Raw genomic sequence first — 14101 nt, 5'->3', positions numbered from 1 at the left:
ATGTGGTGTTCTCCGGCAGGTTTCACGCGGCCTTGCATTGCCGACGGATCGCCTTGGTGTGGTCGGCGTCGGACGTTGCCATCAGTTCGAGCAGTGCTGCGTTCGCGTCCCGCGTTTCCTCGATTGTCATCGACGAATGCGAAATGAGATCATCAAGGCTGTCAGAGTGTGATTCTACTTGGATCAAGCGCTCTAGGGCCTTGATGCGGACGTCATCTATGGCTGGATATTTCTTAGTTAATGCTTTGAGTTTCTGTTGCAGTGGGTGGCTTCCCGGAACTTTGAAGGCAAGAAAAACATCCAATACCCGTCGGATTACGTTTGGCATCATGAACCAGTACTCCGAGTAACTTTCTACAGCCAATTCAAACTGTAACATCTTGTGGCACAGGAAATGGTATTCGGAGTCATAAGCACAAAGCTGCGACGGAAGATGGGTGATGCGGGCGCTCCTCACCTGCGATCCCTCGGGAATAAAAGCATCCAGAAAGAGCAACGCGGCTGTCGGAGGTTCTGCCTCTGCCTGCTTACGCCAAGCCTTTTTAAACTCGTTCATACAGTGCTGATTGTGTGTCAGGAGAAAAAGCTGTGCAGCCCCTTCGAGACGTGAGAGGATGAGCGAGCAGGCATAGTTCATGGCCTTGGTGTCGAGGCTTGAGATAGGATCGTCAATGACCACGATCAAATCGTTGATTGATCGATCGTCTGCCTCCAAGGATGAGAGGAAATAGCAGAGTGCAATGGCTGTCTTTTCACCTTCGCTCGGCGCTCCTTTGACGATCTTGCCGTGTCGGCGTAGTTCGTAACCTTCGTCGGCCGCGTATATCGTGAGCTCTCCGTGGCCAAGGTAGGCACGAACGAGCTTCGTGATCTGATCCGCGGCAGGGCCATGGGTTCGAACCTTGGCGCTAAGCTCAGCAATGTCGCTTTCCAGGTTATCGATTTCTTTCTGAATGGATTTGACGCGTTCACTTGCAATCGCCAGCGACTTATTGAGTGCGTCATAGTTGTCTTGTCCGTCAGCCAAGTAGTGTTTCTTGATGGCGTCACGGGCGTTATTCTGGCGCTCTGTGAAGTTATTAAATGCTTCGTTATGCTTAATTATAATAGCGTTCTGTCTATTGATCATCTCCTTGAGTAGTTCGGCTCGTTCCTCAGTTTCTTGAAGGCTCGGAAGTTTGTTTGGCAGGGTAGATGTTGGCTGTTCTGCGCGGGTAGTGAGAACTCGGCGCGCCTCCTCAATAATAGGTATGAAATAATGCAGTGCGCTATTTGTATCCCGGTAAGCTGAAGCGTAACGCTCTGCTAGCTGCAAATCGAGCTCGGTAGATTTTGGCCAGGCTTCGGAAGCAGCTTTGATCTCGAATAAAAGCTCTGAGGCCTTCACTTCCTCGAATTTCAGGTCTTTCATCAGCTTTGAAAGCTGGTCGTCCAGTGCTTCAGCGAGTGTGTGCTTCCGAGCATCGGTGATCGGGTTACCACAATACAGGCAAGTGTCGAGGTCGTTCTCGCTGTGATAATCATGGCCGTCCTTCAGCCAAGGAACCATCGCTGGGTGGTTTACCATTTCCTCTAAAACTACCGTACCGATACTCAGCTCAGCCAAGTGTCGTGCGACTCGTACCGTGTCATAGATCCCTTCAATATCTATATAAATAGTCTTTAGAGCGGGGGGGGGCGCAGTAAGGCGGACTACATCAACCAGAGAATTAAGGGCATCTGCCTCTAATTTTGCGCCTTTGCTGTATAGCAGCGTTTCGTAGTCCTTCTCCAGCTGCCTAGCTTCGTATCTACGGTTGCCCAAGTGCAGCGAGCTGGCAATCAACTTGGCTCGTTCTGTACGGTAGCTCTTGAGAGATTTCTCTCGCTCATCGGCGATTTTCTGATCGGCGTCCCGCGATCGCTCCTTTTCCGTAAGGACTTGCTGATTCATCCGAAGTTTGGCTGCAAGATCGGACTGCTCTTTGCTAATGTAGAAAATTGATGATGCGCGGCCCTCTCTCCACCGAAGATTTCGCTCAACGAAATCATCGTTGAAGACGCAGACTCGGCCTTCTAGGCCTTCCAGCCTGCTCGGCGCCTTGTATGTGACGCCGTCATCAAGCGCGATCTCAAAGCTGCAGTCTGGAGGAAGTGCATCGTGATGCTTGCCCTCCTCGAGGCAAGAAAATACGCGCGATAGCGTGCTTTTTCCGGTTCCGTTAAAGCCGTAGACAAGATTAAACTTTTGAAATGATGGTATGGCATCTTTGCTGGTTTTGTCTGCCAAGATGCCGACGCCGCTAAGTGTTTTAATCGTTGAGATCGTAGCCATGTGTATCACCCTCCTGCCAAGTACTACGCCAGTACCTGCCCCTCGTGTTCGACAGTAGCAAATTGTTTCGTGGTTGAAATCCCCCTCGCACTGCTTGTGCAAATTTAGGATTTCCCGTCCTTCCTTAGGCTCGAATCCGCACAGAGGGTGTCTCTCAAGATCTCTGTCGGCCTTGGTCAGGATTGCAGTTAACTGACTTAAGCTATGGAGGTTTTTTCTGCATCGCCCGCCCATAATTCCTTGTGAATAAACAAATGTTTTATAATTGGATCGGGCGCAATCAGATCCTCCTTTGTAAGGAGCCCCGCAGAGATTCTCTCCTCGCATGCTTGATTAAGCAGGGACAGGGGTTCAAGCTAAGTGATTGAAACTCTGACTGTTAGTTTAGTCATGCATTCCGCCTAACTACTTGTTATCAAACATGTATGACGTAATTTGTAATCAGTAGGTCCGCGGTTCGAGTCCGTGTGGGGGCACCAGTTTTCCTTCGAGTTCACTGGATTGCGGTTGCTGGCCTAGGCGGCTCGGGGCTTTGGTGGGGCTGTCGGCATGGATTTGCGTGGGTGGAGGTGGTGCCCGCGGCCGGGATCGAACCGGCACGACCGAAGTCTGGGGAGTTTAAGTCCCCTGTGTCTACCTTTCCACCACGCGGGCCGCTGCTGGATGTTGCCTCTGCGGCGGAATCCAGCGGTTCTGCGCTACCTTCATTCTGCGCCGCTGTCCAGTTTTAGGCTACGGCAGACGGTCTCCGGCCCTGCATGGGCCCCGTGCCGCGTTTTCGCTGCTGCGGAGCAGCGTGCGGGCGGCTAGAGTGGACCTATGGCAGAGAAAACGGATGAGGCCGTGGCGCTGGTCGAGGCGATGCGGACACAGGACAAGCGCAAGAACGAATCCATCGCGGACTGGCTCGGACGGCAGATCGTCGCGGGCAAGATCGCCATGGGCGAGCCTGTGCCCAAGGAAATGGTGTTTCTTGCCGAAACCGGCATTTCGCGCGGCGCCTATCGCGAGGCGCTGCGGCGGCTGGCGGGGAAGGGGATGCTGGTCACCCGCACCCGCAGCGGCACGCGGGTGGCCCCGCGCGAGAAATGGTCGCTGCTGGATCCGGATGTGGTGCGCTGGAGCTTTGAAAGCGGCGCGCCACCCGACTGGTATATCCGCGCGCTGTACGAGATGCGGGCGATGATCGAGCCGCCCGCTGCCGCCTTTGCCGCCGAACGCCGGACCGAGGCCGATCTGGCCGCCTTCCGCCGCGCGCTGCATGACATGCGCACCTGCGACATGACGGAAAGCGCGTGGCACAATGCCGATGCCAGCTTTCATCGCGCCATCCTGACCAGTTCGCAGAACCCGGTGCTGGGCGCGCTGGAGGCGGGGATCTGCGCGGCGGTGGCCCATACCACCGCCTTTCGCTACCGCGACATGCCCAACCCGCACACCCGCAACCCGGTGGAGGAACATGCCGCCGTCTTCGCACGGATCGAGGCGCGGGATCCGGCGGGCGCGCGGCGGCTGATGACGGAGCTGGTGGATACGGCGCTGCTTGATTCGCGGGGCACCACGGTGTTTGATCTGGGCCTGCCGACGCTCAAGGTCTGAGCGCCGGCAGGGCAGCAGCCGTCAGGGAGCGACCGGCCGCAGGGGATCAGCCCTTGACGCCGGAGGAGATCATCACCGCCTCGGTCACGCGCTTCTGGAAGATCAGATAGGCGATGACCACCGGGGCCGCCGCCAGCAGCGCCACCGACATGATCCGGGCATAGGCCACGCCGAAGGCATCGTTCACCTGCGTGATGCCCACGGGAATGGTCATCATGTCCTCGGTCGTGATGACGAGGAAGGGCCAGAGAAAGGCATTCCAGCTCATGATGAAGGTGATGATGCCAAGCGCCGTGGTGATGCCCCAGTTCAGCGGCAGGTAGATGCGGAACAGCAGGGTGTAATCGCTGCCGCCATCCAGCGTGACCGCCTCGCGCATCTCCTTGGGCACGGCGTCGAAGAACTGCTTGTAGACGATGATGACCACCGGCACGACCAGCTGCGGCAGGATGATGCCGCCCCAGCGGTTGATGAGGTCGAGATCGTTCATCAGGATGAACTGCGGCACCACCAGCGCCTGCGCGGGCACCATGAAGCTGGCCAGCACGATGCCGTAAAGCAGGCGGCGGCCCGGGAATTCCATCTGGCTCAGCGCATAGGCGCACATCATGCCGGTCAGCAGCACGATGGCGGTGATGATGAGCGAGGTGCCGATCGAATTGACATACCAGTCCATCAGCGAGGTGTTGAACAGCGCGTCCACATAGGAGGACAGGTTGAATTCGTCCGGCCAGACGCCCGCCTCTTCGGAGACCACGCGGTTTTCAGAGCGCAGCGAGGTGACGAAAGCCCAGTAGAGCGGGAAGATCCAGATGAGCCCGGCCAGCAGCGTCAGCACGGTGAGCGAGAGGTTTTCGATGCGGCGGGTCATGACTTGCGCCCTCCGATGCGCAGGATCTGGAATTGCAGGATCGAGATGACGACGATCAGCAGGAACAGCACCAGCGACACCGCTGCGGCATAGCCGCCGTTGTTCAGCTGGAAGGCCTCGCGATAGACCATGAGCAGCAGCACATAGCTGGAATTGAACGGCCCGCCTTCGGACAGCAGATAGACCTGATCGAAGATCTTCAGCTGCAGGATCAGCTGCAGCGTCAGCACCAGCGCCGTGACCGGCCACAGCAGCGGCCATGTGATGCGCCCGAACAGCTGCCGCCGGGTGGCGCCGTCCAGGGCTGCGGCCTCGTAAAGCTCGGTGGGGATGTTGCGCAGCCCGGCAAGGAACAGCAGCACGTTGAAGCCATTGGTCCACCAGATCGTCACCACCGCCACGGCGGGCATCACCCAGTTGGGATTCTTGAACACCGGGACCGGCTTGCCGGTGAAGAATTCGATCACCGGTTGCAGCACGCCGAACTGGAAATCCAGCATCCATGCCCAGATCTGCGTGACCACCGACACCGGCAGCACATAGGGGGTAAAGAACAGCACCAGCGCCAGCGCCTGCATCCGCCCCGACAGCCGGTTGACCGCCAGCGCGATGGCAAGAGCTATGGCCGTGGTCGGCACCACCGTCAGCAGCACGAAATAGCCGTTGTTTTTCAGCGAGGTGTAGAACAGCCGGTCCGACAGCAGGCGGGCGTAATTGTCCCAGCCCACCCAGTCGCCGCCGCCGATCAGCGGTGCGTCGGTAAAGCTCATCCGCACCACCTCGGCCACGGGATAGGCAAAGACCAGCGCGAAGATGGCGGCAAAGGGCAGGATCAGCGACAGCGCCACAAGGCGGTGGCGTGACCGGTTGCGGATCATGGCCATGGCGGGGCTCTTTCTGTTGTCAGGAATGCCCCCGCGCCGCAGGCACGGGCGGGGGCAGGGGGTCAGCGCAGACGGGACTGCAGCTCGGCCTTCATCTGCTCCACCGCGTCTTCGGGCGACAGATAGCCGTGGATCGCGGGAGAGATGATGTTGATCGCCACGTCATAGGCGGGGGAGGCGACGCCCGCGATTTCCGACCGGGGGTCATAGGCGGCGCGGTCGGCAAGCGAGGCATAGGTGGCATTGGGCTGCATCGCCGCAAACTCCTCGCTTTCCGCCACGGGCTTGTAGGCGGGGATATGGCCCGCATCGGCCCACTGGATCGCGTTCTTTTCCATCCAGCCGATCACGGTCATCACCGCCTCGCGCTTTTCGGGATCCATGGGCGCGTCGCCCTGCACGGGGATGGCAAAGCCGTGGCTGTCGGCCCATGTCACCTGCTGGTCCATCAGCTGCGGGATCTCGACGGCACCCCAGTCGAAGCCCAGATCGCCCGCGTCTTCCAGATCGGTCATCGTGGGCACTTCCCAGACGCCATTCAGCTGGAAGGCCGACTTGCCGGAGGTGAAAAGCGCGACCGAGGCTTCATAGAGCGCCTGTTCCGGCTGCCAGCCCTCCTGATGCCATTTGGTCATGATCTCGACCGCGCGCACCGCCTTTTCGGTGCTGTCGCCGGGCAGGATCTCGCCCTCGTCGGAAATCAGCGTGCCGCCCTGCTGCGCCAGCAGCGTGTAGAACACGCGATAGGTGCCGCCATCATCGCCGGTGGCATAGGTCACGGGGGATTCGGCGCCGTTCTCTGCGGCGAGCGCCAGCGCCTCTTCGAAATCGGCGAGGCTTTCGATGCCGGTCAGCTTGCCCTCGTCATCCAGGAAGCGCGAGCCTTCCAGATAGGAGGCGTTGTAATAAAGAACGATGGCGTGGATGTCGAAGGGGATGGCATAAAGCGCGCCCTCGGCGTCCTTGCCGGCATCAAGCGCCGTGGCAAAGAAATCCTCCTCCGCCAGCCCCGCCGTGTCCAGATCCTCGGCGGTGATCGGGGTCAGCACCTCTTCGGCCAGCCCCAGCGGCAGGCGCGACAGGTGATAGGTCATGACATCGGGGCCCCGGCCCACGGCGGCAGAGGTGCGCACCTTGGTGTAAAAGGGCACGCCCCATTCCAGCGTGGTGGCCTGCACCTGAATGTCGGGATGTTCGCTGTTGAACTGGTCGATCAGCGCCTTCATCCGCACGCCGTCGCCGCCGGACAGGAAATCCCACCACGTCACGGTCTGCTGCGCGCTGGCCGGAGCGCCCGCCAGCAGCGCCGCCACGGCGCTGGCCAGAGTGAATGCCTTGTAAGTCATAGTGTCCTCCTCCTTGATGGGGCCGCCCTCCTGCGGCTTGGTCCCTAGCGAAGCCTCTGCCCGTCCGGGGTGAAGGCGTAGATGGTCTGCGGATCCGCCCCCAGATGCAGGCGCTGCCCGTCCAGCCGGTCGCGCGAGCCGCGGCGTTCGAACACCAGATCGGCGCCGGTGGCGCTGCGCGCATGCACATAGGAATTTCCGCCCAGTTCTTCGGCCATTTCCACCGTTACCGGCAGGCCCTGTTCGGCGGGCTGCAGATGTTCGGGGCGGATGCCCAGCACCAGATCGGTGCCGGGGGCAGGGGTGTCGCGGGTCATCGCCACGCGCAGCTCTCCCTCTGCGGCGCGCGCGGTAAATCCCTGCGCGTCGCTGGCGGTCACGCGGGCCTCGACAAAGTTCATGGCGGGCGAGCCGATGAATCCCGCGACAAAGCGGTTGGCGGGATCGTCATAAAGCGACAGCGGACGCCCCGCCTGCATCACATGGCCGCCCTTCAGCACGAAGATGTCGTCGGCCAGCGTCATCGCCTCCACCTGATCATGGGTCACATAGATCATGGTGGCGCCGATCTGCCGGTGCAGCCGGGTCAGTTCCAGCCGCATCTGCACCCGCAGTTCGGCGTCCAGATTCGACAGCGGTTCGTCGAACAGGAACACCTCCGGTTCGCGCACGATGGCGCGGCCAATGGCGACGCGCTGGCGCTGCCCGCCCGACAGGGCGGACGGCTTCTTGTCCAGATGGTCGGTCAGCTGCAGGATGCGCGCGGCCTCGCGCACTTTTTCCTCGCGCTGCTGTTTCGGCACCCGGGCCAGCGACAGCGAAAAGCCCATGTTCTCGGCCACCGACAGATGCGGATAAAGCGCGTAGGACTGGAACACCATGGCCACGCCGCGCTTGGCAGGTTCCACGTGAGTCACGTCGCGCCCGCCGATTTCGATGCGCCCGCCGCTGGTGTCCTCCAGCCCCGCGATCATCCGCAGCAGGGTGGACTTGCCACAGCCGGAGGGGCCGACAAAGACGCCGAATTCTCCCTTCGGCACCTCCAGCGACACGTCCTTGATCACGTCATGCGCGCCGAAGGACTTTCTGACATTGGTCAGCTTGACGCCCGCCATGGCTCAGACCCGGATCCGCACGACGTGATAGGACAGCGGCGCAAGCGCCCCGCCCACCATGCCGTCCTCGACCGCCAGACCGCGGCCCGCGACCGGGGCGATGGGTTCGCGTCCGGGGCCGTTGGTGGCCATCAGGTCATGCCCTTGGATCACCTGATGGTCCAGCAGCGTGGCGCCGGGATAGCCGGTCAGCGACAGCCGCAGATCCGCCTCTTCGGTCAGGTGGCGGTTCACCATGAACAGCGTCACGATGCCGTCCCCTTCAACCGCGGCCACGTCCAGATAATCCACGTCATCGGCCACGGCGCAGTTATAGCTGGGCCCGTCCACCGCCACGCGCAGGGCCGTGCCGCGCCCGTGGATGGAGGCCAGCTGATAGGGCCAGTAGATCGACTGCCGCCATGCGGGGCCGCCCGCCTCGGCCCGGATAGGCGCGATCACGTTGACGAGCTGCGCGATGCAGGCGATGCGCACCCGGTCGGACCGGCGGATGAATTCGTTGAGCAGGCAGGCCACGAAGAGCGTGTCCTCAAACGTGTAATCCTCTTCCAGCAGGGCGGGCGCCTCTGGCCAGTCCCAGCTTTTCCAGTTCTTCGAATCCTGTTCGCGCTTGTGATACCAGACGTTCCATTCGTCAAAGCAGATATGGACGTCATTCTTGGCGCGTTTCTTGGCCTTCACGAAGTCGATCACGCCGGCGATGGACTGGATATAGCGCCCGGTTTCCTCGACCTTGCCAAAGAAATTCAGCGTGTCGCGGCTGGAATTGCCGAAATACTTGTGCAGCGAGATGTAATCGACATTCTCGTAACATTCTTCCAGCACGCCGCGTTCCCAGTCGGGATAGGTGGGCATTTCGTCATTGGAGGATCCGCAGACCACCATTTCCGCGCCCGGCGTCAGCTGCCGCAGCGCCTTGGCGGTTTCATCGGCCAGACGGCCATATTCCTTGGCCTCCTTGTGGCCGATCTGCCAAGGCCCGTCCATCTCGTTGCCCAGACACCACATCTTGACGTTGTAGGGCTGCTTCACCCCGTGACTGCGGCGCAGGTCGGACCAGTGCGTGCCCGACGGATGGTTGACATATTCCATGAAGTTGCGCGCATCCGAAATCCCGCGCGACCCCAGATTGACGGCCAGCATCATGTCGATGCCCAGATCCTGCGCCCAGATCGCAAATTCGTTGATCCCGACCTGATTGCTTTCCTTGCTGCGCCACGCCAGATCCAGCCGGACGGGGCGATCCGCTTTCGGCCCGATGCCGTCTTCCCAGTTATAGGCCGACACGAAATTGCCGCCGGGATAGCGGATGGCGGGAATGTTCAGGTCGCGCACCATCTGCGCCACGTCGCGGCGAAAACCGTGATCGTCGGCTTGCGGATGACCGGGCTCGTAAATGCCGGAATAGATCGCGCGGCCCATATGCTCGATGAAAGCCGAATAAAGCCGGTCGTCGATCTGTGCGATGCTGAATTCGCGATGGATGGCGGCAGATACCCGCATCAGCTCCTCCTCTAATTTGTACTACAAATAACAACCAAGAGGCACAAGCTGTCAAGACCCGGCAACGCCATGCGCAAAAACCCCCGCAAGCGGGGGCTTGCGGGGGCTGTCAGGCCTTGTGGGGGGATCAGGTCAGGTCAGTCGAAATCGCTCAGTTCGGGGCGGGTGCCGATGCTGACATGGTCGATGTCTTCCTGCGCAAACCCCCGGATCAGCGAAGGAATCATCATGCAGACCAGCAGGAAGATCGGCAGACCCACCACGGTGATCACCTGCTGCAGCGCGGTCAGGCCCGCATCGCCCGCCAGCACGATCAGCATGGCGGCGACCAGCCCTTCGGCGGCGCCCCAGAACACCCGCTGGTGCACCGGCCCCGGCGTCGCCTTGCCGGTGCAGAGCATGTCCACCACCAGCGAGGCCGAATCCGACGAGGTGGCAAAGAAGATCGCCACGATGATGACGGCAAAGCCCTGCACAAAATCGGTCAGCGGGAAATGTTCGAAGAAGGCGAACATGGCCAGCGGCACGCTTTCGGCGACGGCGGCGCTGATCTCTCCGGCCTGATCGCCAAGCGCGGCGCGGGCGGCAAGGCCCAGCCCGTCAAACTCCATCGCCTGCCAGCCAAAGATCGAAAACCAGATCAGGGTGAACAGCGACGGCGCCAGCAGCACGCCGAACACGAATTCCCGGATGGTCCGCCCGCGCGAGATGCGCGCGACAAAGAGACCGATGAAGGGCGACCAAGTCACGGTCCATGCCCAGTAGAACACGGTCCACGATCCCTGCCAGCCCCAAGGCTCGTTGGACGGGTTTTCATCCGCCAGCATGTCGTTCCAGAAGGCCAGACGCGGCAGGTTCTCGAAATACAGGCCAAAGGTCTCCACGATGGCGCGCAGCAGGAACAGCGTGGACCCGGTGACCAGCACGAAGACCATCAGCGCCACGGCCATGCCGATATTGAGGTTGGAGAGCAGCTTCACGCCCTTGTCGAGCCCGGCAGTGATCGACCCCACTGCCACCACGGTCAGCACGGCCAGAATGCCCACCTTGAGCCCGGTGCCATCGGTCCAGCCGAAGAGCGCCGACAGGCCCGCAGCGATCTGGCTTGACCCCAGCCCCAGAGACACGGCGACCCCGAACAGCGTGCCAAGGATCGACGCGATGTCGATGGCCTTGCCGATGGGGCCATGAATGCCCTCGCGCAGCAGCGGATAGAAGACCGAACTGACCCGCACGGGCAGGTCATAGCGGTTGATGAAATAGGCGAAGGCCAGACCGGGCAGGGTGAAGATGGTCCAGGTGTGCAGGCCCAGATGGTAGATCGCGATGGACATGGCATCGCGCGCCGCCTCTTCGGTATAGGGCACCACGCCGGGCAGGGGCGGGTTGGCGAAATGGCTGATCGGTTCGGCCACGCCCCAGAACATCAGCACCGTGCCGATGCCGCCCGCAAACAGCATCGTGAACCATGACAGGTTGTTGTAGTCCGGGCGGGATCCCTTGGGCCCCAGCCGGATATGCCCGTGGCGCGACATGGCCGCCCAGATCAGGAAGCCCAGCCAGACATTGACGCCAAGGATGAAGAACCAGCCCAGATTGGTGACGATCCACGACCGGCCCGCCGCAAAAGCATCTCCGATCGGGTTGGGAAACAGCACCAGCGCGAGGACGAATACGACCGTAAAGCCTGCGGATACAAAGAAAATGGTCGGATCGGTCTTTAGGCCGAGGCGGTGCGCGAGTTTTTCCAAAATAGCTGTCCTGATCTGAATAAAAAGCTGGCGGTTCCGCTTCACAACGCCGTGATCTTGGCGAAGGTTCCGGTGCGTGACGTAACGTCGGCTCAGGCGCGCGGGGCGGGCCCCACGGTGGCGCGGCGGATCAGCCGGGGGGCCAGCACGGTGACGCCGGGCCGGGGCGGCTCCAGCAGCGAGCGGGCGGCGGAGCGTCCGATCCCCGCCTTGTCGACCATCACCGTGGTCAGGCCGGGGGCGGTGAAGGCGGCCTCGTCCATGTCATCGCAGCCCACCAGCGACACGTCGATGCCCGGACGCAGCCCCAGTTCGCGCAGCGCCGCCAGCGCGCCAAAGGCGATAAGGTCGCTGAAGCACAGCAGCGCCGTGGGCGGCTCCGGCCCGCGCAGCAGATCCAGCGCGGCGCTGCGGCCAAAGGCGCGGGAGGTGGGGCCGTGGCGGATCTGCGGCGGGGGCAGGCCCGCCTCGGACAGCAGGGCAAGACAGCCCGCAAGCCGCCCCTGCGCGGTAGAGGTGGCCTGTCCGCCGCCCAGCCAGCCGATGCGGCGGTGGCCTTCGTCCAGCACGCAGCCCGCCGCCAGCCGTCCGGTCAGGGGATCGTCATTGACGAATTGCGTCAGCGACGCCGCCGCGATCCGCCGCGAAAACACCGCCGTCGGCACCACCGGCGCCGTGCCGTCGCCTGCGGGCAGCAGCATGTCCAGTTCGGCGACGCCCGTGCCCTGCACCGGACAAAGGATGATGCCGCTGACGCCATGTTCCAGCGCGGTTTTCAGGAACTGCCGCTGCAGCTCGGCGCTTTCGCGGGCCACGCCCAGAAACACCGCGCGGTCCTGACTGTGCAGCTCTTCCTCGATCTGCACCAGAAATTCGTTGAACACCGGGTTGGACAGGTCGTTGATGCAGACCGCCACCAGACGGCTTTCCGCCCGGCGCAGGTCGGCGGCGGCGCGGTTGTAGATATAGCCCAGCCGGGCCGCGGTCTGGCGCACCTTCTCGGTGGTGTTTTCGGGAATGCGCGGATGGCCCCGCAGCGCCAGCGACACCGAGGAGACCGACAGCTGAAGCTCTTGGGCGATGTCGCGCAGCGTTGTTCGCTTGGGCATGTGGCGTCTGACGAACCTGTGAGGCTGGGGTGAGGTGAGACAAGAAAAACCGGTGTCACGCGGCGAGTCAACCGATTGACTAGTCTGGTATACCATGTTTCAAGATGGGTCCATGCTGCGACTTCGGTTCCAAAGCAGCACGTCTTGGGAGGACGATTCATGAAAAAGACCGTGCAGGTGGCCGCGCTGGCCACGACTCTTGCCGTATCGGGCACCGCTCTTCTGGCGCAGGACAGCTGCGACTGGAAACCTGAACGCGCCGTGACCTATGTCGTGCCGTGGGGCGCGGGCGGTGGCACCGATGCCAACAGCCGCATGATGGCCACCCTGCTGGAGCAGGCGTGGGGCGTGCCGTTCAACGTGGTGAACCGCACCGGCGGCAACGGCGTGACCGGCCATTCGGCAATCTCGCGCGCAGAGCCCGATGGCTACACCGTGGGCGCCGTGACCGTGGAAATCAACACGATGCACTGGGTCGGTCTGACCGACATGACCTGGGAAGACATCACGCCGATCGCGCTGATCGACATCGTGCCCGCGTCGGTTCTGGTGGGCAAGGACAGCCCCTTCACCAGCGTGACCGAGCTTCTGGACCATGCCCGCGCCAATCCGGGTGACCTGACCGCCTCCGGCACCTCGCTGGGCGGCATCTGGCATCTGGCGCTTGCCGGCATGCTGAACGCCGAAGGCATGGCGCCCGACGCCATCCGCTGGATCCCGTCGCAGGGTGCTGCGCCCGCGCTGCAGGAACTGGTTGCCGGTGGTGTCGACGTGGCCTCGCCCGCGCTCTCCGAAGGCAAGACGCTGGTGGAAAGCGGCGAAGTCCGCGCGCTGGCCTACATGCATGACGCGCCGATGTCGGCTCTGCCCGACGTGCCGCTGACCGCCGAGGCGCTGGACAGCGGCTGGACGCTGGCGGCCTATATCTCGGTCTCCGGCCCGGACGAGATGCCCGAGAACATCGTCTGCTCCTACGAGAAAGCCATTGCCGAAGTGGTGGCCTCTGACGAATGGGCGGAATTCAAGGCCAGCCGTGGCGCCGAAGTCGTGGACATGGGTGCCGCCGATCTGGCCGCCTATATGGAACAGCAGGACGCCGCCCTTGGCGAAGTGATCCAAGCTGTCGGCCTTGCGAAGTAAGCGGGCAAACGGATGACTCTGGTCAGAGACATCGTGACGGGGACGGCGCTTGTCGTCCTCGGCATCGCCATGATCGTGGTGGCGGCGGGCTTTCCGCAGATCGGCGCGGTGACCTTCGGTCCCGACCTGTTTCCGCGCATCATCGCGGGCGGGCTGATCCTGTCCGGTCTGGGCGTACTTCTTGAAGCGTGGCGAGGTATCGCGCCCGAATCGGAGGCGTCCAGCTTCGCATGGCTGCCTGCGCTGATCCTCTGCGCGGTGGTGGCAGGCTTTGCGGTCCTGCTGCCGGTCCTCGGCTTTCATGTCGCGACGGCACTGGCGCTGCTGGTGGTGGTCCGCGTCTTCGGCGGCAGCTGGCTGACCTGCGCCAGCGTCGCAATCCTCGCGCCGATCGTGCTGCATTACATCTTCTACAGCGTGCTCCGCGTGCCGCTGCCATGGGGGCTGCTGTCCCCTGTCGCCTGGTAAG

At 62.1% G+C, this 14101-nt stretch carries 11 protein-coding genes and 1 tRNA gene; 3 read left to right on the top strand and 9 right to left on the bottom strand.

Going from position 1 to position 14101, the window contains the following annotated elements:
• Window positions 1–22: 22 nt before the first annotated feature.
• Both BLR51_RS08845 and BLR51_RS08840 read right to left on the bottom strand, forming a co-directional pair.
• Window positions 23–2314: an AAA family ATPase gene (locus tag BLR51_RS08845; protein ID WP_089845980.1), complete on the bottom strand. Its 2292-nt coding sequence runs from the start codon at window positions 2312–2314 to the stop codon at window positions 23–25.
• 570 nt (window positions 2315–2884) lie between these two features.
• A tRNA-Leu gene (locus BLR51_RS08840) sits at window positions 2885–2968 on the bottom strand.
• A gap of 165 nt (window positions 2969–3133) precedes the next feature.
• On the opposite strand from BLR51_RS08840, the gene BLR51_RS08835 reads away from it, so the two are divergent.
• Window positions 3134–3913 carry a FadR/GntR family transcriptional regulator gene (locus BLR51_RS08835; RefSeq protein ID WP_089845978.1) on the top strand — a complete coding sequence of 260 codons (780 nt, stop codon included), beginning with the start codon at window positions 3134–3136 and terminating at the stop codon, window positions 3911–3913.
• Between the two features lie 46 nt (window positions 3914–3959).
• Here BLR51_RS08835 and BLR51_RS08830 read toward each other — a convergent pair whose 3' ends face one another.
• The 7 genes from BLR51_RS08830 to BLR51_RS08800 all read right to left on the bottom strand — a co-directional run bounded on the left by BLR51_RS08830 (window position 3960) and on the right by BLR51_RS08800 (window position 12492).
• Window positions 3960–4784, bottom strand: coding sequence for a carbohydrate ABC transporter permease (locus BLR51_RS08830; RefSeq protein WP_089845976.1), 825 nt, complete (start codon window positions 4782–4784; stop codon window positions 3960–3962).
• Entirely contained in the window at window positions 4781–5668 is an 888-nt protein-coding gene (locus BLR51_RS08825) for a carbohydrate ABC transporter permease (protein ID WP_165616777.1), read from the bottom strand. Before BLR51_RS08825 ends, BLR51_RS08830 begins: the two co-directional genes overlap by 4 nt.
• Window positions 5669–5730: 62 nt before the next feature.
• Window positions 5731–7014 carry an extracellular solute-binding protein gene (locus BLR51_RS08820; protein WP_089845975.1) on the bottom strand — a complete coding sequence of 428 codons (1284 nt, stop codon included), beginning with the start codon at window positions 7012–7014 and terminating at the stop codon, window positions 5731–5733.
• A gap of 44 nt (window positions 7015–7058) precedes the next feature.
• A complete protein-coding gene (locus BLR51_RS08815; RefSeq protein ID WP_089845973.1) occupies window positions 7059–8129 on the bottom strand; it encodes an ABC transporter ATP-binding protein in 1071 nt (356 codons plus the stop codon).
• Window positions 8130–8132: 3 nt separating this feature from the next.
• Window positions 8133–9632, bottom strand: coding sequence for an arabinosylfuranosidase ArfA (arfA, locus tag BLR51_RS08810; RefSeq protein WP_089845971.1), 1500 nt, complete (start codon window positions 9630–9632; stop codon window positions 8133–8135).
• A gap of 137 nt (window positions 9633–9769) precedes the next feature.
• Window positions 9770–11383: a BCCT family transporter gene (locus BLR51_RS08805; protein ID WP_089845969.1), complete on the bottom strand. Its 1614-nt coding sequence runs from the start codon at window positions 11381–11383 to the stop codon at window positions 9770–9772.
• 92 nt (window positions 11384–11475) lie between these two features.
• On the bottom strand, window positions 11476–12492 hold the full coding sequence (locus tag BLR51_RS08800; RefSeq protein WP_165616776.1) for a LacI family DNA-binding transcriptional regulator: 1017 nt from the start codon (window positions 12490–12492) through the stop codon (window positions 11476–11478).
• A 159-nt stretch (window positions 12493–12651) separates the two neighbouring features.
• On the opposite strand from BLR51_RS08800, the gene BLR51_RS08795 reads away from it, so the two are divergent.
• Together BLR51_RS08795 and BLR51_RS08790 are read left to right on the top strand one after the other, a co-directional pair.
• Entirely contained in the window at window positions 12652–13632 is a 981-nt protein-coding gene (locus BLR51_RS08795; RefSeq protein WP_089845965.1) for a tripartite tricarboxylate transporter substrate binding protein, read from the top strand.
• Window positions 13633–13644: 12 nt separating this feature from the next.
• A complete protein-coding gene (locus BLR51_RS08790; RefSeq protein WP_089845963.1) occupies window positions 13645–14100 on the top strand; it encodes a tripartite tricarboxylate transporter TctB family protein in 456 nt (151 codons plus the stop codon).
• Window position 14101: the final 1 nt, after the last annotated feature.

This window comes from Salipiger marinus, assembly GCF_900100085.1.
GTDB lineage: Bacteria > Pseudomonadota > Alphaproteobacteria > Rhodobacterales > Rhodobacteraceae > Salipiger > Salipiger marinus.
Note: the sequence above shows the minus strand (reverse complement) of the source record. Positions and strands in the feature narration are given on the sequence as shown.

Bases quoted from the DNA above. Each gene is read 5' to 3' on its own strand.
- BLR51_RS08845 (WP_089845980.1), bottom strand. From the start codon at position 2,314: ATGGCTACGATCTCAACGATTAAAACACTTAGCGGCGTCGGCATCTTG.
- BLR51_RS08835 (WP_089845978.1), top strand. From the start codon at position 3,134: ATGGCAGAGAAAACGGATGAGGCCGTGGCGCTGGTCGAGGCGATGCGG.
- BLR51_RS08830 (WP_089845976.1), bottom strand. From the start codon at position 4,784: ATGACCCGCCGCATCGAAAACCTCTCGCTCACCGTGCTGACGCTGCTG.
- BLR51_RS08825 (WP_165616777.1), bottom strand. From the start codon at position 5,668: ATGGCCATGATCCGCAACCGGTCACGCCACCGCCTTGTGGCGCTGTCG.
- BLR51_RS08820 (WP_089845975.1), bottom strand. From the start codon at position 7,014: ATGACTTACAAGGCATTCACTCTGGCCAGCGCCGTGGCGGCGCTGCTG.
- BLR51_RS08815 (WP_089845973.1), bottom strand. From the start codon at position 8,129: ATGGCGGGCGTCAAGCTGACCAATGTCAGAAAGTCCTTCGGCGCGCAT.
- arfA (WP_089845971.1), bottom strand. From the start codon at position 9,632: ATGCGGGTATCTGCCGCCATCCATCGCGAATTCAGCATCGCACAGATC.
- BLR51_RS08800 (WP_165616776.1), bottom strand. From the start codon at position 12,492: ATGCCCAAGCGAACAACGCTGCGCGACATCGCCCAAGAGCTTCAGCTG.
- BLR51_RS08795 (WP_089845965.1), top strand. From the start codon at position 12,652: ATGAAAAAGACCGTGCAGGTGGCCGCGCTGGCCACGACTCTTGCCGTA.
- BLR51_RS08790 (WP_089845963.1), top strand. From the start codon at position 13,645: ATGACTCTGGTCAGAGACATCGTGACGGGGACGGCGCTTGTCGTCCTC.